Below are 20,785 nucleotides of genomic sequence, written 5' to 3' on the forward strand. Positions count from 1 at the left end.
ACCATGGCCACCATTATACCCAACCTCAGCACCCTGCGTGGCATGACGAAAGGCGAGAGGCGCCTGGGGCAGCGGTTAGAAACGCTATTGGAGGATGACTACACCGTCTGGTACGACACACCGGTGGGCCGCAATCGGCGCTATCCAGATTACATTATCCTGCATCCCGGTCGTGGCTTGCTGTTTCTGGAGGTGAAAGACTGGAAGCTGGATACCCTCAAGAGGATAACGCCCCGCGATGCGGAGATTTTTACCTCCGATGGTTTGAAGACCGTCACCAATCCTTTGCAGCAGGCCCGCCAGTGTGCGCTCACCGCCATCAAAAAACTGCAGCGCGATGCGCACCTGCAACAAACCTGCACACAGCGCAAAGGCAAGCTTTGTTTCCCGTGGGGTTATGGTGTGGTGTTCCCCAATATCACCCGCAAGCAATGGAATGAAGCTATCAGCGAGGAGCATCAGGAGCTGGTATTGCCGCCGCACCGGCTGATCTGTCGTGATGACATGACCGCCGCCGCTGACCCGGAAATATTTCAAGCGCAACTGTGGGCCATGTTCGACTACAGTTTTGGCGACAAACTCACCCTGCCGCAGATCGACCGCATCCGCTGGAACCTGTTCCCGGAAATCCGCATCAATGCCCCCCAGCAAGGGCTGTTCGATGCGGAGGGCGAAGACGACGAGCCGTTGGCAGGGCAGGGAAGTGCCAATGACGGCAACGCGGTAGCCGAGAGTCAGCCAAGTTATAGCACCATCCCGGACATTGTCCGCGTGATGGACCTGCAGCAAGAACAGCTGGCCCGGAGCATGGGTGATGGCCACCGGGTGATCCATGGCGTCGCCGGGTCCGGCAAGACGCTGATTCTCGGCTATCGTTGTCTGCACTTGGCCCAGGCCGTCACCAAGCCGATTTTGGTGTTGTGCTTCAATATCACCTTGGCTGCCCGACTGCGAAGTTTTATTGCTGAAAAGGGCATCGAAGAGAAAGTGCAGGTGCACCACTTCCATGAATGGTGTGGCCGGCAAATGCAAACCTACAACGTCGACCCGATCGCCGCCACACCAGAGCTAAAACCCTGGGAACGGCAGGTGGAAACCGTTATACAGGCTGTGGATAAGAATCAGATTCCTCGTGCCCAATACAGCGCGGTGATGATCGACGAAGGCCACGACTTCGAGCAGGACTGGCTGGCCTTGATCGTGCAGATGATCGACCCGGGCACCAACTCCCTGCTGCTGCTCTACGATGATGCCCAGTCCATCTACAAGAAGCGCAATCTCAAGTTTCCCCTGTCCAGTGCCGGCATCCAGGCCCGTGGCCGTACCACCATTCTGAAACTGAATTATCGCAACACCCGCGAAATCCTGACCTACGCTTACGATTTCGCTAAGGACTTCTTGCAAGCCCATGACGCTGATGACGACCATATTCCCTTGATTGCCCCGGAAATGGCTGGCACAAGCGGCGCGCCACCGGCATTCCGCAAATTCGATACCTTCAACGACGAAGCCCACTACATCGCCCGCTGCATCCAGAAATGGCAGAAAAACGGCCAGCCGCTCAACAACATCGCGGTGATCTACGGCTACACCTGGCAGGCCGACGCCCTGCAGCGGGCCTTCCAGCGGGAAAACATCCCCCACGCCTGGCTGAAAGATAACGCCAGCAAGAAAGCCTACGACGCAAATGCCGACCGCATCGCACTACTCACACGGCAAAGCAGTAAAGGGCTGGAGTTCGATACCGTGGTGCTGGCGGGGCTTGGGGGATTGAAGGATGACGAGGAGAGTTTGGAGAGGGAAGTCAGGCTGTTGTATGTGGGGATGACACGGGCGCGGCAACAGTTGTTGTTGACGGGGAGTGGGGGGAATTGGTTCGTGGGAAGGCTTGGTGGGTAAGACTTTGGAGGTTGGTGACGGATTTTTGTGGGGAATGGGAGACCTGACCGTGGACGTTCTGCTCGAGGGCGAACCCTTGGTTCTCTCTCCTGGAAAAACAAGCCTCCTGAAGCCTATTCATTTCTTTGCGCCTAAAGATTGTGTACATTCAAAGTAATCGCAAATAACACGATATCAATAACCGCGGCTGGCCAGGATGGCACGGCCTGTAATATGACTCAGGGGAAAGGATGCCAGTCTGGTTATCACCATATTCAGTATGGTCACCCCCGTTTACGGCTAAACGGGGGAGAAGCCCTTGGAATTAGGCGTTCTACTGGTTATTGCCATTGGCGTCATGCTGATCCTGGCCCAACAGAAACGGCCGGGTGGCGGGGCGCCCGCTTTTGGCTATCGCCGCAAACCCTACCTGCTGTCCAAGGCCGAACGCTCCTTCTACGGCGTGCTCACACAGGCCGTGGGCGACAAGGCCCTCATCTTCTCTAAAGTCCGCGTTGCGGATGTGCTCACCCCGCAAAAAGGCCTCAACCGGTCCAACTGGCAACGCGCCTTCAACCCGATTTCCGCCAAGCACGTCGATTTTCTCCTCTGCGACCCACAAGACTGCGCCGTAAAACTGGCCATTGAGCTGGACGATGCCAGCCATGGTTCGGCCTCCCGGCAGAAGCGCGATGCCTTTCTGGAGCAAGCCTGTGAGTCGGCTGGCTTGCCGCTGTTAAGAATCAGGGCGGCTAGGGGCTATGTCGTAGCGGATATTCGCCAGCAGATTGAGGCGATTCTGTTGCCTGGGACGGGTGAGGTGCCTATGAAGAAAGCCGCCGAGCCAGAAGCGCAAAAGCGCATTGCCCCCTCGGCGGGCACGACTGATAGGTTTCATGCTGCTGCACCAGCTTGCCATCAATGTGGTGAGGCGATGGTGTTGCGAAAAGCGCGCTCTGGAAAACAGGCGGGGCAGACGTTTTGGGGATGCAGTGCGTTTCCGAAGTGTCGGGGCGTTAGGAAGTGTTGAGTCTTAGGCGGACGGGGCAAGATCTGATCCCAGTGGCCTCCAGATTGGGTATGTCCACTCCCCCTAAACTGAGACAGACGTCTGATTAGCGTTTTCTGGGAATATCACCTCTCAGGAGACGACAGTGAAGAGATCACTCTTTACTGAAGCCCAGATCGTATCGATCCTTAAAGAAGTCGATCTGAGCCTGAAAACGTTGCTCGGAAGCATCTATTGGCACAAGGTTGGGGACAGCCATCAACTAGCAGATCCATTGGCGGTTTTTCCTGATCTGGATCAACGTACGTGACCTGAAACAAGGACAGACTCCGAAATAAGCATTCAAAAAGGAGGCTGCCATGAAAACCAATGTGGGTAATACAGACCGTCTTTTCCGGTTAGTGTTGGGTGTGGTTATTGTTGCTCTGGGCGTTGTATTCCAGAGCTGGTGGGGGGCTATCGGCATTATCCCGCTGTTGACCGCTACCATGCGTTGGTGCCCGGCTTATTTACCGTTCGGCATTTCCACCTGCAAGACACCCAAAGTCTAGGCGTGAGGAACGGATAAACAGGAATAGGGCACCTATCCGTTCAGCCATTGTAGGCCTTGGTTCTCACTGACTGGAGGTGCAGCGGTTCGCCGTAGGCCGGTGTGCTATCACGTGGCGAAATCCGCCAGCGATGTTTAGCCTGGGCAACCGTTTCACCCTGTTCATCAACGATATGGGTTTCTCCCTGAACCTTGTGGCTGCTCGAGCAATCTTGCTGATGCAGGATCGTTTCTGTACCCAACAGGCTGCGCCCTTCTTCTGGTATTCGATATCCATGCCGGCAACAATCTAGTGCCCATTATCCGATGTGCCCATTCTCGCATGCGGGTACTGACAATCGCCTTGGGGATAGCCCTCTGGCTTGCTCTACCGTACCGCATCGCCCCAATCGCAGGATTGTGTCGCTTGGCAACCGGTCCTGCCTCGGAGATCGGGTAATTTCGCCACTATCAACTTAGGAGCCGAGCTATGAAGAGAGAAGTAATAATCGCGTTAGCGATAGCGACCACATTACCAATGCTTGCTAGCGCAAAAGAGGTTAGCGCTGGCGCACACGGCGCTGTAGCGGATAGCGTTATATCTAGACAAAGAGAAATGCTTGCAGAAAACACAAAGGGCAAAGGGTTCGGGCCACAATCTCCACGTGATATTGATGCGACAGCAGGGAACAATTCACGGGTATTTACTGCTGCCCCTGCACCTACAGAAATGAATCTCTGTAATATCCATTTCCATAAAAATGCTGAGCATAAAGGGGGTGAGTTTACTCAATATGCCGGTAATGGAGGTGGCCACGGTTTCCACAGCGGTTACAAATATTCAGGTAAGTTGAGTGCTTCTGAGCTTAAACCCGTCGGTCATGATATCTGCCCTAGCATGCATGGTGGGTTAGCCGCTGGTGATACTATTGAAGTTCACTATGTGCTTTCAACGGCTCAAGCCGAACCAGGCCCAACGTTAGCTTCATGCCTAACGGATGCGATCAATAACCCTCAGCTGCGCGTGGAAGCACAGGTTTATGTTTTGGTTAATGATAAACAGGCTCTTGATTTCGAGAGACTAGCGCAATATAGAAGAAACAATGGTTTGTATCAGGCAACGAATATTCCAAGCAATACGGGCACACCTGTTCAGTATGCTGGTTCAACTACAGGCCCTGGTTACAATGAAAAAGGATCACCGTTTCAGGTTTCATGGAGTGTGCATCCACATGTTGCCAAAGTGAATATCGAGAGCGTTGGCAAATGGTGTAAAGGGAATGTTTTTAATGAAGATCATGCTCATGGAGTAAGAAACCTCATTACCAATCTGGATCTTCTTTCAAACACAACAACAGACACTCTTTGATTGGCCGATTCTCTACAGCGCTGGTGGGCAGGAGTGAATAATGTCCTCCCATCCGATTAGCCGATATCGTATGAACTTGAGGGTTCTAAGCCACGAAGGGTCGGTGTTGCCTGTGTTTTAATGCCGGGGAAGGGACTTTGCGTATTAACCTCAAATACACCCCAAGGCGGCGTGCTAGAGGCAAACCCGGCCCACAGCGTATGGCGCCCAAGCGCCGTTTAACTTATGAATCGTCCTCTTCCACCCGACGAAAAGACGATGAGGAAGAGAAGTTGGTGGCGTTGAGATTTTCCACGATTTTATGGAGTTTGTGGCGCTGGCGTAACGATACCAGTTGCTTGGTGTCCCACGAGGTTGGGCTTAGAGCAAAGTGGTTGGCGTTGTAGGCCAGGTCGAAGCCGCGCTCCGCACCAATCGGTTTGTTCTCTGGCCCGTAGATGCCGATAAGCCGCAATTTGATGTGGTTGAATTCAAGGTCCCCTTTGGGCATATGCCCGTCCATTTCGATGCCTTCATCTCTGGCCAAGCGCTGGACGAGTTCACTGAACGTGCCTATATGCGAAAATCCGCCGGGTTTGACGGGGCCTTGCCGGGTGTTTTCTGCCACATCCATTACACTGGATGATGACCCTGATCGGTTATTGCGCTTTTCTGGGTCTTCATCGCCTTGGTTATATTCCTGCTCGAAGTCAGTTACATCCATGGTGATGGTGCCTTCAGAGGTATGTAGCTCAGCGATGATGTATTGAATGAAAACGGATTCGGCACTCATGTTGCTAATGAGGCAGAGCGCATTGATATCTTTGTTGCGCCCGCGATTAATAATTAAACGCGGGCTACGCTGCCGCCGGAATCCCAGATAAAGCAGTTGTGCATACACCAACCAAATAAGCACCGAGCTGAAGCTGGCGATAACCGACAGGCTTTTTTGATGTTCTGCAATCCAGTTAAGCATGCAGTTATCCTCCGGGGGCGGGTTAATAACGCTTTACCGTTTTGCGCATTACGGTGATCAGAATTTCATATTGTACCGGAGGCAAGAGTGGCCGTGCGAGGGGCGGGGCCTGTGGTGGGCCTGGGAATACCAGTGGTTTTGTTAAACAAAGAAAAACCCCGGCGGGTAAGCCGGGGTTTTTTGTTTCCAGCCTTGCCCTTGTGAGGCGGAGCCGGAAAGGGGGTGCCGGGCCTGAGCACCGGAGCGTCTCCGGCGTCAGGTTTTGGGCATCAGGCGTTGATCAAACCCGTTCAATAACGGTAGCGATACCCTGACCAGTCGGACACACGGTTGTGGGTAGACGGAGCAAGACCGATTTGTCCGTCTTTCCATTCCATGATGCTCCGCTGATCGGCTTACTATATGCTGGTCGTATAGACAGCCTTTATAAGGGTCAGGAGCTCCCGGGTGTATGGCGGATCAGTTTTCCCAGCAAGAGCTTGAGCTTCAGGAAGAGGCGATAGCCTTTGCCAGAAAGAACAAGAAGAAAATCGGCAAGCGGTTAACTGACACTTCCCGGTTTGTACCGGAGAAGGAACCGGTAACGGTGTTTATGGCTGGTTGCCCAGGCGCGGGCAAGACTGAAGCGTCGATAGAGCTAATTGATAGCGTCAAGGATGGGGGTGGTGAAATTCTTAGGGTTGACCCGGATGAGCTTAGGTCGGAGCTGCCGGGCTATACCGGGGATAATTCCTGGTTATTTCAGGGTGGAGTCTCAATTTTGGTAGAAAAGGTCCTCGATTTGGCGTTAAAGCAGCGTCAGACCTTTCTGCTGGACGGTACGTTGGCCAGGTATGAGGTGGCGTGCCGTAATATTGAGCGGTGCTTAGCTAAAGGGAGGCTGGTGCAAGTCCTGTATGTTTATCAGGAGCCTTTACAGGCTTGGGAGTTTGTACAAGCTCGTGAAGCCAGAGAAGGGCGACGGATACTGGATGAAGACTTTATAAATCAATACTTTACTGTCAGAGAGGTAGTGAATCGGTTGAAAGTAGAGCATCCCGCTATCAAGGTAGATTTGCTACTGAAGAACCGGGACGGTTCCGATCGGTTTTACAAAGCGAATGTGGAGCGAATTGACAACTATATCCCTGAGAAATATAGTCGCGCGGACCTTGAGCGCATGCTCGGACTGGACTAGGGTGGAACTATGTGGAAAAAATCTCCCCCGGTCGTTGAATCGACCCCTTTTGCGGACTTCATTCGAAACGCTTCTTCTGCAGAGCGAAAGCGGGTGTATGGTCGTGTGCTGAAAAAGGCTTCAGAGCGCCAGAATCGGGTTGTTGAGGAAGCCGAAAAGGCTGAATAGTTCACACCTCCACCGAAAGCTCCACAAAGAAAAACCCCGGCGGGTAAGCCGGGGTTTTTTGTTTCCAGCCTTGCCCTTGTGAGGCGGAGCCGGAAATAGGGTGCCGGGCCTGAGCACCGGAGCGTCTCCGGCGTCAGGTTTTGGGCATCAGGCGTTGATCAAACCCGTTCAATAACGGTAGCGATACCCTGACCCAGGCCGATACACATGGTGGCAAGACCGATTTGGCCGTCTTTCCATTCCATAACGTTCAGCAGGGTGCCGGTGATACGCGCACCGGAGCAACCCAGCGGGTGGCCCAGGGCGATAGCGCCGCCGTTCAGGTTCACTTTCTCTTCCATCTTGTCCAGCAGCTTCAGGTCCTTGGCCACCGGCAGGGACTGTGCAGCGAACGCTTCGTTCAGCTCTACATAGTCGATGTCGTCGATGGTCAGGCCTGCACGTGCCAGCGCTTTCTGGGTGGCCGGTACAGGGCCGTAACCCATGATGGCGGCGTCGCAACCGGCTACGGCCATGGAGCGGATTTTGGCGCGGGGCTTCAGGCCCAGGGCCTGGGCACGCTCGGCGCTCATCACCAGCATGGCGGAGGCACCGTCTGACAGGGCAGAGGAGGTGCCGGCTGTAACAGTACCGTTGGCCGGATCGAATACCGGACGCAGTTTCTGCATGTCTTCGATACTGGCACTTGGGCGAATCACTTCGTCGATTTCGCACAGCACTTTGTGGCCGTCCTGATCGTGGCCTTCGATGGGAACGATTTCGTTATCCCAACGGCCTTGCTGGGTGGCTTCCCACGCCAGCTTGTGAGAACGAACGCCGAAGGCGTCTTGTTGCTCACGGCTGATGCCGTGCATCTTGCCCAGCATTTCCGCGGTCAGGCCCATCATGTTGGACGCCTTGGCGGTCACTTTGGACATTTCCGGGTTCAGGTCGACGCCGTGATCCATGGCCACGTGGCCCATGTGCTCTACACCACCGATAACAAAGACATCGCCGTTGCCGGTCATGATGCTTTGTGAGGCGCTGTGCAGGGCCTGCATGGAAGAACCACACAGACGGTTGATGGTTTGCGCCGCAGTGGTGCGCGGCAGGCCGGCCAGCATGGAAATGTTACGGGCGATGTTCATGCCCTGTTCTTTGGTCTGGTTTACACAGCCCCAAATCACGTCTTCAGTGAGCTGGGTGTCCCAGTTCGGGTTACGGGCCATCAGCGCCTGGACCAGCTGAGCTGACAGCTTTTCGGCACGCACGTGACGGAACTGGCCATTACGGCTCTTGCCCATGGGGGTACGGACCGCATCGACGATAACAACGTCTTTTGGATTCAAACTCATTTCATTACTCCTGCTTGTCCGTGGCTTAGGCGAAGAAAGACTCGCCCTTGGCGGCCATGTCTTTGAGCATCTGCGGTGCTTCGTAGATGCCACCCAGGTGCGCGTACTTGTCACACAGTGCGACGAATTCTTTAACGCCAACACTGTCGATGTAACGCAGCGGACCGCCACGGAAGGGAGGGAAACCGACGCCGTAGATCATGGCCATGTCGGCCTCGGCAGCGGAACCTGCGATGTTGTCTTCCAGGCAGCGAACGATTTCGGTGCACATGGGGATCATCATGCGGGCGATAATTTCTTCCGCATCGAATTCCTTTCGGTCAGCCACGTGGGGCTTGATCAGTTCGTAGGTGGCCTCGTCGACAACCTTTTTGGTTTTGCCTTTCTTGTCCAGCTCGTACTTGTAGAAGCCGACGCCGTTTTTCTGGCCGTAACGGTCGTTTTCGAACATCACGGTGGACGCATCTTTGAAGTCGTACTGCATGCGCTCGGGGTAGCCTTCAGCCATTACCTGAGCCGCGTGCACACCGGTGTCGATGCCCACCACGTCCATCAGGTATGCCGGGCCCATGGGCCAGCCGAATTTCTGCATCACTTTGTCGATAGCCTGGAAATCGGCACCGTCGCGCATCAGCATGCCGAAGCCGCCGAAGTAGGGGAACAGCACACGGTTCACCAGGAAGCCGGGGCAGTCGTTAACCACGATGGGGGTTTTGCCCATTTTCTGAGCGTAGGCCACCAGGGTGCCAACGGTTTCGTCGGAGGTCTTTTCGCCCCGGATCACTTCCACCAGCGGCATCATGTGTACCGGGTTGAAGAAGTGCATGCCGGCGAAGTCTTCCGGACGCTTCAGGGTTTCAGCCAGCTTGGTGATGGAAATGGTGGAGGTGTTGGAGGCCAGCACGGTGCCATCGGTTACCTTATCTTCCACTTCTGCCAATACGGACTGCTTGACCTTCTGGTTCTCAACTACCGCCTCAACCACAACGTTCACGTTGCCGAAGTCACCGTAATTCAAGGTCGGGCGGATAGAGGACAGAACCTGCGCCATTTTGGCCGGCTTCATTTTCTTGCGATCAACACGCTTGGTCAGCAGTTTGCTGGCTTCGTTCATGCCCAGGTCCAGCGCTTTGTCAGCGATGTCCTTCATGATGATCGGCGTGCCTTTAGAGGCAGACTGGAAGGCGATACCGCCGCCCATGATGCCCGCGCCCAGTACGGCGGCCTGGTTGATCTCTTTAGAGGCTTTAGCGGTTTTGCCGTTGACCTTTTTCACTTTCTGGTCTGCCAGGAACAGCCCAACCATGCAGGTGGCCTGCGGTGACTTGGCCACTTTGGCGAAGCCTTTGGCTTCCACTTCCTGTGCTTCTTTGCGGTTCATGCCAGCATGCTTTTGCATGGTGTTTACGGCGGCTACCGGGGCCGGGTAGTTCTTGCCTGCCTGGCCCATCACCATGGCGGTGCAAGTCTGGAAGGCCATCATGTTTTCCATGGGCGGCAGTTTCAGCGGCTCCAGCTTCTCGGCACGTTTGGCACGGAAGTCGATTTTGCCGGCCAGGCATTGCTTGACCAGATCGATGGCGGCATTGTGCAGCTCGTCGTGAGCGACCACCGCATCAGCGACGCCGTCTTTCAGGGCTTTGTCGGCTTTGTGTTGGCCAGCGGCAGCGATCCACTCAACAGCGTTGTCTACACCGATCAGGCGGGGCAGGCGCACGGTGCCGCCGAACCCCGGGTACAAGCCCAGTTTCACTTCCGGTAGACCGACCTGAGCTTTTTCGCTCAGTACGCGGAAATCTGCGGCCAGGCACACTTCCAGGCCACCACCCAAGGCGATGCCGTTAACGGCCGCCACTGTGGGAATGTCGAGATCTTCAAGGGCGTTGAAGACTTCGTTGGATTTCAGACACCAGCTGGCGATTTCATCTTCCGGCAGTTTGAACATGTCTGTGAATTCGGTGATGTCGGCGCCAACAACGAAAACCCCTTTGCCGGAAGTCACGATCAGGCCTTTGATGTCGCTGTTACCTTTAACAGCTTCCACAGCCTTACCGAGGTCTTCCACGGTTTCCTGATTGAACTTGTTAACGGACTCGCCCTGAAGGTCAAACTTCAGTTCGGCGATGCCGTCGTCAAGCAGTTGTACGCTTACGGCGTTGCCTTGATAGATCATAGCTTCTGCTCTCCAGTCCCAAAGTACGCGGTTTAAATGACCGCTTTGGTGTGCCCCAGGCCCCGAAATTCGAGGTGGGCGCGTCGTTTACATGGCATTCATGTGAGTGTTTGCTTACATAAGCGACGAAACTCGTAGGCCCGCAAGTATAGGGAAGCGGGATGACTTTTTTAGCCCTAATTTGTGACTATTTAGTCGTGATAGCCATTGGGGGGTGCTGTATGGCGAAAATTTAATCACTTGCTCCATGTGTTCGTGCTGTTAGGGCAGTGCCGTGGCAGACTGCAGGGCGGGTGCCGCCCCTGCCCCTGGGGGCATTTATAGTACAGGTATTTAGTACAGGCATTAGTGCCCACAAACTATTGCTCGCTCCACGCCTTGCCGCGCCACTGATTCCTGTGGGGCACCCTGCGAGTATGACGAATATTCAATCTGGCCAGAAGTCCGCTACTACCGAGTCCTTTCATGTCCATCGACAAACCTCGCTTGCCCAAGATCACCCGTCGCCCGCAGCACACGCCAGACTGGCCCGATGTGCCGCCCATGTTGGCGCGGATTTTGGCCGGGCGGGGGGTCACCGATCCGGCCCTGCTGGATCTGGGACTCAAACGCCTGCCACATCCTGAACGCTTCACAGGTTTGCGTGGGGCTGTGGCGTTGCTTTTACAAGGGCGAACTGAGCAGTGGCGCATTTGCATTGTCGGTGACTACGACGCGGATGGCGCCACCGCTACCACCTTGATGGTGCGTGGCTTGGAGCGGCTGGGCTATGCGAGCCCGGATTTTCTGGTGCCGGACCGGTTTGAATATGGCTATGGCCTGTCGCCGGCTATTGTTGATCTGGCCAAAGAGCTGTACGACCCGGACCTGATTATCACCGTGGATAACGGTATCGCCAGTGTCGATGGCGTCGCGGCCGCACGGGCCCAAGGCATGCGGGTGCTGATTACCGATCACCACTTGCCCGGCGAAACGCTGCCGGAGGCCGACGCATTGGTGAACCCGCGCTTGCCCGGTTGTGAAGACTTTCCTGCCACCAATTTGGCCGGGGTCGGGGTAGCGTTTTATTTATTAATGGATTTGCAGCGGGCACTGCGCGAGCAGGGCGTTACCGCCAGCGCGCCAATAACCGACCTGTTGGATCTGGTGGCACTGGGTACGGTGGCGGATGTGGTGGTGTTGGATGACGCCAACCGGGTATTGGTGGAGCAGGGCTTACGGCGGATTCGCGCCGGTAAAGGCTGCCCAGGAATTCGCGCCTTGTTACAGGTGGCCGGGCGTGATCCTAACCGCGTGTTGGCGGCGGACATGGGTTTTGCGGTCGGCCCACGGTTGAATGCTGCGGGGCGGCTCACCGACATGACTCAAGGCATCGCCTGTCTGTTGGCACAAACCGATGCCGAGGCCACCGAGATGGCCCAGGATTTGGACACCATCAACCGTGAGCGTCGCTCCATTGAGCATGGTATGCGTGATGCGGCCATGGAAGAGGTGGCCCGTCTGGATGCGGATAACCTGCCCGCAGGCCTGTGCCTGTATGGCAAGGAGTGGCACGAAGGGGTGGTGGGCATTCTTGCCTCGCGGGTGAAAGAAGCCATTCACCGGCCGGTGATTGCTTTTGCCCCGGCGCAGCAACGTGGGCAACTCAAGGGTTCGGGCCGTTCGATTCCCGGTTTGCACCTGCGCGATGCGCTGGATGCGGTGGCCACGGCCAACCCGGGCTTGCTGAGCAAATTTGGAGGCCACGCCATGGCGGCGGGGTTGTCGCTGGAGCTGGACAAGCTGGAAGACTTCAAAACCGCGTTTGAAAAAGCGGTGGGGGAGCTGCTGTCGCCGAAAGCGCTGGAGCGCATTGTAGAAACTGATGGCGAGCTGGATGATCACGAGCTGTCGTTGACCAATGCAGAACTACTCAGCCACCGCTTTCCTTGGGGCCAAGGCTTCCCTGCGCCCAGTTTCGATGGCGAATTCGAAGTGCTCAAGCACCGCATTGTTGGCGAGCGCCACCTAAAATTGACCCTGGGCCTGCCAGGGATCAGTGGTGTGATTGATGCCATTCATTTCAATGTGGCCGTGGAAGCGTTGCCCAGCCGCATCAGCAAGGTGCGTGGGGTCTACCGGCTAGAGGTCAATGAATTTCGTGGGCAGCGTAATCCCCAGTTGCTGTTCGAGCATTTGATCCCGCTTTGATCGGTCCGATGGGCTGGGAATGTCGGATTACGGCTACGCCTAATCCGACCTACAAAACCAGACTACCCCGTGGTTTTATAGCCCAATGTCGGATTACGCCTTTCAGGCTAATTCGACCTACCGGGAAGAGCGGCGGCGGAATGCCGGTTTGTATGGTCTGTAGGTCGTGTTAGGCCGAAGGCCGTAACCCGACACCCAACGTCGCTGCTCGTGGCAAATGCCCAATGTCGGATTACGCCTTTTAGGCTAATTCGACCTACACGGTGAGGATGTGACTTACGCTGGGTTGCGCTACCGCCCTCTCGTTTCCTTCTTTCATTACGCCAATACTCGTTATGTCTTTTATCGAACAACGGGCAGCCCATGCATTACCGGCGCAATTACTCTCGCGGTGGTTGTTATTTTTTCACCGTGGTCACCCATCAACGCAAACCGATTCTGACCAATGAACCCACGCTTGATGCATTACGTCATGCCTTCAAAAGGGTAAAAACGCGCCACCCTTTCCGCATGAATGCCATTGTTATTCTGCCGGACCATCTCCACTGCATCTGGACCCTGCCGGAAACGGACCATGACTTCTCAACCCGCTGGCGCTTAATAAAGGGGATGGTCACAAAACATGGCCAAATCGACACACCGATCTGGCAAAAGCGTTTCTGGGAACATACCCTTCGAGACGAGTATGATTTGCAAACTCACACCGATTACCTCTACTACAACCCGGTTAAGCATGGTTATGTCCTCCAGCCTGCCGATTGGCCTTACAGCAGCTTTCACCGGGACGTGGCCCGTGGCCGATATCCTGCGAATTGGGGCGGGAAATTGTCATTGCCGGAAGAGGTTGGCAACGAATAATGCGCAATGTCGGATTACGCCTTTCAGGCTAATTCGACCTACTTCCCCGCTCGTAGGTCGTGTTAGGCGTAGCCGTAACCCGACACGGACCTTTGCAACGGGCTCCCACTCGCGATGAGATTCCTGCGCCGTGCCACCCAGGCCCTGCTGATAATTGCCGTGCGGATGGTGGTCGCGTTGCCGCAATGTCGGATTACGCCTTTCAGGCTAATTCGACCTACTTGCCCGATCGTAGGTCGTGTTAGGCGTAGCCGTAACCCGACACGGACCTTTGCAACGGGCTCCCACCCGCGATGAATTTCCTGCGCCGTGCCACCCAGGCCCTGCTGATAATTGCCGTGCGGATGGTGGTCGCGTTGCCGCAATGTCGGATTACGCCTTTCAGGCTAATTCGACCTACTTCCCCGCTCGTAGGTCGTGTTAGGCGTAGCCGTAACCCGACACGGACCTTTGCAACGGGCTCCCACTCGCGATGAGATTCCTGTGCCGTGCCACCCAGGCCCTGCTGATAATTGCCGTGAGGATGGTGGTCGCGTTGCCGCAATGTCGGATTACGCCTGTCAGGCTAATTCGACCTACTTTCCCGCTCGCAGGTCGTGTTAGGCGTAGCCGTAACCCGATACAGGGTTTTGCAACCGGCCCCCACCCGCGATGAAATTTCTGCGCCGTTCAATCCTTACCCTGCTGATTATCGCTGTGCCTATGGTGGTCGCGTTGCAGTTCTGGCCATTGCCCGAGCGGCTAACCCACACTCCGTACGCCACCCTGATGCTGGACCGCAATGATCGCTTGCTCGGGGCGCGTATTGCCGCAGATGAGCAGTGGCGCTTCGTTCCGGTGGAGGTGTTGCCGGACAAATACCGCCGCGCCTTGCTGAGTTACGAAGACAAGCGCTTCTTCGCTCACCCCGGGGTCGATCCGCTGGCGATTGCTCGGGCTGCCTGGCTCAATGCCCGTGCCGGCCGCGTGGTTAGCGGTGGCTCCACGCTGACCATGCAGCTGGCCCGGCTGCTGCGTGATGACCCGCCCAGAACACTGCCAGAGAAGGCCCGCGAGGCGCTGTTGGCGCTGCAGCTGGAATGGCACTTCAGCAAGGATGAGCTGCTAATCCAGTACGCTAGCCGGGCTCCCTTTGGGGGCAATATTGTGGGGTTACGCGCCGCCGCTTGGCGTTACTTTGGCCGGGAACCGGCGGCGTTGAGCTGGGCGGAAGCGGCGTTGTTGGCGGTGCTGCCCAATGCCCCCTCATTGATCCACCCGGGGCGAAACCGGGAACGATTACGGGCCAAGCGCAATGGGTTGCTCAATGACCTGCACGAGAGCGGAGCACTGCCGGCCAGGGACCTGCAACTGGCACTGCTGGAACCTTTGCCCGCTGCCCCCAAGGCGTTGCCCGCTAACGCCAACCACCTGCTGAACTCTCTCACCGCCAGTAGCGAACAACACCTGTTCCGCACCACTTTGGATGCAGACCTGCAGCACCGGGTGCGCGAGCTGGCGCGCCAGCATGGTCGGCGCTTAGCTGGGGAGGGCGTGCATAATGTGGCGGTGGTGGTGATTGATCACATCGAGTTGGCCACCCGCGCCTACGTGGGCAACATGACCCACGGCGATGCCCGCGAATACGGTGCCGCCGTGGATATCGCCAGTGCGCCGCGCTCCACGGGCAGCGTCCTCAAGCCCTTGTTATATGGCCTGATGCTGGACGATGGGTTGTTGCTGCCCGATACGCTGGTGCCGGATTTGCCTACCAATTATGGCGGCTTCAGCCCGGAAAATTTCGACCATGGCTACCGGGGCGCCGTCCCTGCCCATCAGGCGCTCAGTCAGTCCCTGAACATTCCCGCCGTGCGCATGCTGCGCGAATACGGGGTGGGGCGTTTCCATAACCAGCTGCAGCGCATGGGTATGACCACCCTGTTTCGTAACGCTGAAGATTACGGCCTCACCCTGGTGCTGGGTGGAGCAGAGGGGTCGCTTAACGAACTCACGGGTATTTACGCACGGCTGTTTGCTAGCGCCCGGCAGGCGCCGGCTTACTCCGTGGCGGTGTTGCAATCCTCCCTTGTCAATCGAGAGCCCGGCAGGGCGCAGCCCAGCCCTGTTCTTAGCCCCGGCGCTGCCTGGTTAACCCTGGATGCCCTGCGCCAGGTGGCACGGCCCGGCACCGCCCGGCAATGGCGGTTGTTCAGCTCCAGCCAAGCCATCGCCTGGAAAACCGGTACCAGCTATGGACTGCGCGATGCCTGGGCCATCGGCAGTAATGGCCGCTACACCGTGGGCGTGTGGGCGGGCAACGGCAACGGTGAGCCGGCTCCTAGCCTGGGCGGCGCGGCCACCGCAGCGCCGTTGATGTTGGACGTGTTCAGCCTGCTGGGGCCGGCTCGCTGGCCAGAGGCGCCCTTGGCTGATTTGAAAACCGTGCATGTGTGCAGTGACGACGGTTATCTGGCCGGGGGGCGTTGCCCCACGGTGGAGCGGCAGGCGCCGCTGCACAGCCATTTCGAAACCGTCACGCCGTACCATGTGCGGGTGCATCTGGATAGCAATGGCCAGCGGGTGCATAGCCAGTGCGAGCCGGTAAGCGCCATGCGTCATCGCGATTGGTTTGTGCTGCCACCCGGTCAGGCCTGGTTCTACCAGCGCCGCCACCCGCACTACCGGCCGCTGCCCAGTTGGCGGGAGGATTGCTTAGCGGGGGCTCGGGGCATGGATAGCGAGCCGCCCATGGCGTTGATCTACCCCCATGCGGGCACCGCCATTTATATTCCGGTGGAGCTGAATGGTCGGCTGGGCCGGGCGGTGTTGCGCGCGGTGCACCAGCGCGCCGATGCCACCCTGTATTGGCACCTGGATACCACTTACTTAGGGGAAACCCGCCATTTTCACGAATGGGCGCTCATCGCCGAGCCCGGCTGGCATACCCTCACGTTGGTGGATGATCAGGGGTTTCGGTTGAAGCAGCGCTTCAAGGTGTTGGGCAAATAACGCAAATTTGGCTTTGTTCTGTGTTTATTGTCGGATTACGGCTACGCCTAATTCGACCTACAAAACCCGATCACAAAGTAGGTCGGATTAGGCGTAGCCGTAATCCGACAAGCTATCCGCGCGCAGGGAATCAAGACGCCTATACACATCCACCGCGCCTTTTTGCCGGCAATCTGATAAACAGGGACTCTCAGTGCAACCAACGGGGCTACCGATGACACATCTTCACTACCACACCTGTAATTTATGCGAAGCCATGTGCGGTATCGAGGTAGAGCACAACGGAGATGACATACACGCTATCCGTGGTGACAAGGCCGACCCGTTCAGCCGTGGACATATCTGCCCTAAGGCCGTGGCGTTGCAAGATCTGCATAACGACCCAGACCGCCTGCGCCACCCGGTGAAGCGCACCGCCGATGGCTGGGTGCCCATCAGCTGGGATGAAGCCCTGGATGAAACCGCCCAGCGGCTCCACGACATTCAGCGCGCGCACGGCAACAATGCGGTATCGCTGTACTTGGGCAACCCCACGGCACACAACCACGGAGCCCTGTTTATGTTGTTGCCCTTTACCTGGGCGCTGAATACCCGCCAGCGCTTCAGCGCCACCTCAACGGACCAGTTGCCCCATCAGCTTGCTACTTACCAGCTGTTTGGCCACCAAGCCCTGTTCCCAATTCCGGATATCGACCGTACCGATTACTTCATGATCATTGGCGGCAACCCATTGGTTTCCAACGGTTCCATCATGACCGTCCCCGACGTGAAAAATCGCCTTAAAGCGCTGCAAAGCCGCGGGGGCAAACTGGTGGTGGTGGACCCGCGTCGTACCGAAACCGCCCAGCTGGCAAACGAGCATCATTTCGTGCGCCCGGGCACCGATGTGTACCTGCTGCTGGCGCTAGTGCAGGTGCTGTATGCGGAATTATTGGTGGCGCCGGGCCGTATCGATGGCCTGCTTGATGGCAAGCAAACCTTAGGGAAACTGGTGGCGCCCTGGACCCCGGAAAAAGTGGCTGGGGCGGTGGGCATACCCGCCGAGACCATCCGCACGCTGGCTCGCGATATTGCTAACGCGCCCAGCGCGGCGGTGTACTCCCGCGTGGGGGTAACCACCAGCGCCCACGGCAGCCTCAGCGCCTGGCTGGTCTATGTGATTAACATCCTCACCGGCAATCTGGACCGCCAAGGGGGTGTCATGTTCACCAACCCGGCTTTTGATGTTGTCAGCATGAGTGGCCTGAGTGGCGATACCGGCAGCTTCGACGATTATCGCAGCCGGGTGAACGGCTACCCGGAGTTCGGCGGTGAATTTCCGGTCACGGCCATGGCCGATGAAATGCTGACGCCGGGGCGCGGCCAGATAAAAGCCTTTATTTCCCATGCCGGCAACCCGGTGTTGTCGTGCCCAGATGGCAACAAGCTGGATCGTGCGCTCAGTGGCCTGGATTTCATGGTCAGCATCGATTTTTACATCAATGAAACCACCCGCCATGCGGACATTATTCTGCCGCCCACCGGCCAGCTCGAACACGGCCAGTTCGACCCTATTTTTCAGGCGGTGGCGGTGCGCAATGTGGTGAAATACACGCCACCGTTGGTGCCTCGCCCGGAAGGCATGTTGCACGATTGGGAAATCCTGCTCGGGCTCACCTCACGGTTGAACCGTCTTAACGCCCGCAGTCGCCGCAACCGCTTGAAGTCCGCCGCCACAGATCGTTTTATCCGCACGCTAGGCGACCGGGGCATTATCGATTTGGGCCTGCGCCTGGGGCCTTATGGTAGTGGCGGCAAAGCCCTGGCCGAGCTGAGGGAAAAGGGTTTGCACACCCTGCCTAAAGTGGCTTGGCGTTTGCTGCGTGGCAACAGCGGTGGGTTAACGTTAAAGCGCTTGGAAGCCGCTCCCCATGGCATTGATTTAGGGCCACTGGTGCCCATGCTGCCACAACGCCTTTACACCCCCAATCATCGGATCAATCTGGTTCCACCCCTGTATCACCGGGCACTGCAAGGGCTGCCGGTGCCCGATGCCCCGCAAGGCAATCAGCTGCTGATGATTGGCCGCCGTCATCTGCGTAGCAATAACTCCTGGATGCACAACAGCCAACGGCTAATCAAAGGCAAAGGCCGTTTCAACGCCATGCTGCACCCTGTGGATGCAGAACGGTTGGGGGTGCAAGAGGGCGCAGATGTGCTCATTAGCGGCAGTGCCGGCAGCATAACGCTACCGGCCATCATCAGTGACGACATCATGCCCGGTGTGGTCAGCGTGCCCCATGGTTGGGGCCATGATCGCGCGGGCGTTCAGTTGGGCATTGCCCGGAGTACAGCGGGCAGCAGCATCAACGATGTGCTGGGCACCGAGCGGGTGGAAGCGGTAACGGCCATGGCACAGCTCAATGGCATTCCCGTTACGCTGGCCCCAGCATGAGAACACTGACCATAGGGCAGCGGAGGTGGCTACCCCGTTAGCCGGCGCGCGCCAGCAACAAACATCACCACAGCTGGGGTACTTTTTGCAGCTTGTTCAGGCTGTAACCGCGGGCCTTGGCGGTCTCCAGCAAGTGCTGGTAGGTGCTGGCTTCTATCTCCGGGCTGCGGGCCATAATCCACAGGTAATCGCGTTTTTCCCGGCCCACAATGGTGGCCTGGTAATCCGGGCTTACGTACAGCACCCGGAAGTCGGCCTTGAATGGCCAGAGGAACCGCATCCGCCATATCGCCGGGTTTTCTTCGCTCACAAACCCGGTGGGAGTCATGGTCTTCAGCTCACCCTCTGGGCCACCCTTACGGAAGGTAAAGGTGGTGGCAATTTCATTCGGCCCGGCCCGGCGGTACGTTTCCGTGGCGTTAGAAGCGCCTTTTTCGGGAAAAGTAGGGATATTGGCAATCACATACCATTTGCCCATAAAACGGTCTAGGTCGAAGGGGGCGGCCACCTCAATGGGGGCGCGGGGCGTGCTTTGGCAGGCGTTGAGCATAATCAGGCTCACTATCAGTAGTATCGGGCGCATAAATGTCTCCATGACAGTGATGATCACGCCCTGAGGTGCAACATCGGGTGAATCCTAGTGATTGTGTAGGTCGACTTAGGTGTAGCCGTAAGCCGACAACCAAGCCTTGCTGCCCATCCATAATGATGAAATGTCGGATTACGCCTCTCAGGCTCTCTGTGCCCTTGGGTCAATCGGACCTACACACACCGGTCACCCTTGAAAGTCCTCCGCGCCATCACAACCCCTGTTATTAACCAACCGGAAAAGGAGACCCGCGTGAACGTTCTTATTGCAGGCGCAAACGGAAAAATTGGCCGCCGGCTAATTCCTCATTTGGCCGCCGACAACATCCACGTGACCGCCATGGTCCGCGATGCCGCCCAGGCACAGTCACTCAAAGAGCTGGGAGCCGCCGATGTGGTGGTGGCAGATTTGGAGGGCGACTGTCGGGATGTCCTGAAAGGGCAGCATACTGTCATATTCACCGCCGGTTCCGGCCCTCACACCGGCCCGGATAAAACCATCGATGTGGACCAGAACGGTGCCATCTCGCTGGTGGATCAAGCAAAAGAGCAGGGCGCCAGCCGCTTTATCATAGTCAGCTCCATGCGCGCAGATGACCCTGCCAGCGGCCCGGAAAAAATGCGCCATTACTTCGAAGCCAAAGGCAATGCAGACAATCACCTGCGCAGCAGCGGGCTAGATTATGTCATCGTCCGCCCCGGCAGCCTCATCGAAGAGCCACCGCTGGGGCACATCAGGCTGGAGAAGAAAATAAAGGGTTTCGGGGAAATCTCCCGAGAAGATGTGGCCAAGGTGCTGGCGGAAGTCACCCGAATGGAGATTCGTAACCAAGAGTTCGACGTCATCTCTGGTGATACCCCCATACGCGATGCCCTGCAAAGCCTTTAAGGCGGGCGCTTCATTCCATTGTCGGCTTAGGCCATTACAGCCCAAAGGCTGAAAGCCGACCTTTTTTTCTTCGCTTTCCTTATCTTCTCTCTGGCTTTCTGTAACAGGCTAACGGGCTAGTATCCCCTGCTAGATTGTTAGACAAAATCCGGTATTTTTTTCTAATCGTATCCCTAGTCATCAAGGGGCCTGTGTCATTAATTCGTATTAATTACGTTGGTTTAGTATTGAAGACCATTCGCATTA

The 20,785-nt window shown here is 56.8% G+C and carries 15 protein-coding genes; 11 read left to right on the forward strand and 4 right to left on the reverse strand.

The annotated features are described in order from the left end of the window. The first annotated feature begins 3 nt into the window (after nucleotides 1-3). The 5 genes from ABNH10_RS10045 to ABNH10_RS10065 all read left to right on the forward strand — a co-directional run bounded on the left by ABNH10_RS10045 (nucleotide 4) and on the right by ABNH10_RS10065 (nucleotide 4,785). Nucleotides 4-1,899: a 3'-5' exonuclease gene (locus tag ABNH10_RS10045; protein WP_349385804.1), complete on the forward strand. Its 1,896-nt coding sequence runs from the start codon at nucleotides 4-6 to the stop codon at nucleotides 1,897-1,899. A gap of 298 nt (nucleotides 1,900-2,197) precedes the next feature. Beyond that, nucleotides 2,198-2,908, forward strand: a complete 711-nt coding sequence (locus tag ABNH10_RS10050; RefSeq protein ID WP_349385805.1) for a DUF2726 domain-containing protein — start codon at nucleotides 2,198-2,200, stop codon at nucleotides 2,906-2,908. A 124-nt stretch (nucleotides 2,909-3,032) separates the two neighbouring features. Continuing rightward, the gene (locus ABNH10_RS10055) at nucleotides 3,033-3,197 is read left to right on the forward strand and encodes a hypothetical protein (protein ID WP_349385806.1); all 165 of its coding nucleotides are present in this window, start codon (nucleotides 3,033-3,035) and stop codon (nucleotides 3,195-3,197) included. Nucleotides 3,198-3,246: 49 nt separating this feature from the next. After that, nucleotides 3,247-3,438 (forward strand): YgaP family membrane protein, encoded by a 192-nt coding sequence (locus ABNH10_RS10060; protein ID WP_349385807.1) that lies wholly within the window; start codon nucleotides 3,247-3,249, stop codon nucleotides 3,436-3,438. Between the two features lie 468 nt (nucleotides 3,439-3,906). After that, nucleotides 3,907-4,785 (forward strand): delta-class carbonic anhydrase, encoded by an 879-nt coding sequence (locus ABNH10_RS10065; protein WP_349385808.1) that lies wholly within the window; start codon nucleotides 3,907-3,909, stop codon nucleotides 4,783-4,785. A gap of 223 nt (nucleotides 4,786-5,008) precedes the next feature. On the opposite strand, the gene ABNH10_RS10070 is transcribed toward ABNH10_RS10065, so the two are convergent. Beyond that, entirely contained in the window at nucleotides 5,009-5,740 is a 732-nt protein-coding gene (locus ABNH10_RS10070) for a hypothetical protein (protein ID WP_349385809.1), read from the reverse strand. 451 nt (nucleotides 5,741-6,191) lie between these two features. Between ABNH10_RS10070 and ABNH10_RS10075 the strand changes: the two genes are divergently transcribed. Next, nucleotides 6,192-6,917: a zeta toxin family protein gene (locus tag ABNH10_RS10075; protein WP_349385810.1), complete on the forward strand. Its 726-nt coding sequence runs from the start codon at nucleotides 6,192-6,194 to the stop codon at nucleotides 6,915-6,917. A 326-nt stretch (nucleotides 6,918-7,243) separates the two neighbouring features. Here the strand turns inward: ABNH10_RS10075 and fadA are convergent, their stop codons facing one another. Continuing rightward, nucleotides 7,244-8,419, reverse strand: a complete 1,176-nt coding sequence (fadA, locus tag ABNH10_RS10080) for an acetyl-CoA C-acyltransferase FadA (protein ID WP_349385811.1) — start codon at nucleotides 8,417-8,419, stop codon at nucleotides 7,244-7,246. 25 nt (nucleotides 8,420-8,444) lie between these two features. Then, a complete protein-coding gene (gene fadB / locus ABNH10_RS10085) occupies nucleotides 8,445-10,592 on the reverse strand; it encodes a fatty acid oxidation complex subunit alpha FadB (protein ID WP_349385812.1) in 2,148 nt (715 codons plus the stop codon). 465 nt (nucleotides 10,593-11,057) lie between these two features. Between fadB and recJ the strand changes: the two genes are divergently transcribed. From recJ to ABNH10_RS10105, 4 genes are all read left to right on the forward strand, one after another. Continuing rightward, nucleotides 11,058-12,782: a single-stranded-DNA-specific exonuclease RecJ gene (gene recJ, locus ABNH10_RS10090; RefSeq protein ID WP_349385813.1), complete on the forward strand. Its 1,725-nt coding sequence runs from the start codon at nucleotides 11,058-11,060 to the stop codon at nucleotides 12,780-12,782. 363 nt (nucleotides 12,783-13,145) lie between these two features. Further along, entirely contained in the window at nucleotides 13,146-13,640 is a 495-nt protein-coding gene (locus tag ABNH10_RS10095; protein ID WP_349385814.1) for an REP-associated tyrosine transposase, read from the forward strand. A 651-nt stretch (nucleotides 13,641-14,291) separates the two neighbouring features. Next, nucleotides 14,292-16,628, forward strand: coding sequence for a penicillin-binding protein 1C (gene pbpC, locus ABNH10_RS10100; RefSeq protein ID WP_349385815.1), 2,337 nt, complete (start codon nucleotides 14,292-14,294; stop codon nucleotides 16,626-16,628). A 214-nt stretch (nucleotides 16,629-16,842) separates the two neighbouring features. Further along, nucleotides 16,843-19,062: a molybdopterin-dependent oxidoreductase gene (locus ABNH10_RS10105; RefSeq protein ID WP_349385816.1), complete on the forward strand. Its 2,220-nt coding sequence runs from the start codon at nucleotides 16,843-16,845 to the stop codon at nucleotides 19,060-19,062. A gap of 64 nt (nucleotides 19,063-19,126) precedes the next feature. Here the strand turns inward: ABNH10_RS10105 and ABNH10_RS10110 are convergent, their stop codons facing one another. Next, entirely contained in the window at nucleotides 19,127-19,645 is a 519-nt protein-coding gene (locus tag ABNH10_RS10110; protein ID WP_349385817.1) for a lipocalin family protein, read from the reverse strand. 258 nt (nucleotides 19,646-19,903) lie between these two features. On the opposite strand from ABNH10_RS10110, the gene ABNH10_RS10115 reads away from it, so the two are divergent. Continuing rightward, nucleotides 19,904-20,539 carry an SDR family oxidoreductase gene (locus tag ABNH10_RS10115; RefSeq protein ID WP_349385818.1) on the forward strand — a complete coding sequence of 212 codons (636 nt, stop codon included), beginning with the start codon at nucleotides 19,904-19,906 and terminating at the stop codon, nucleotides 20,537-20,539. The last annotated feature ends 246 nt before the right edge of the window (nucleotides 20,540-20,785 follow it).

Origin of the sequence: Alcanivorax sp. (genome assembly GCF_040119285.1) — a bacterium.
In the GTDB taxonomy this organism is placed as follows: domain Bacteria; phylum Pseudomonadota; class Gammaproteobacteria; order Pseudomonadales; family Alcanivoracaceae; genus Alcanivorax.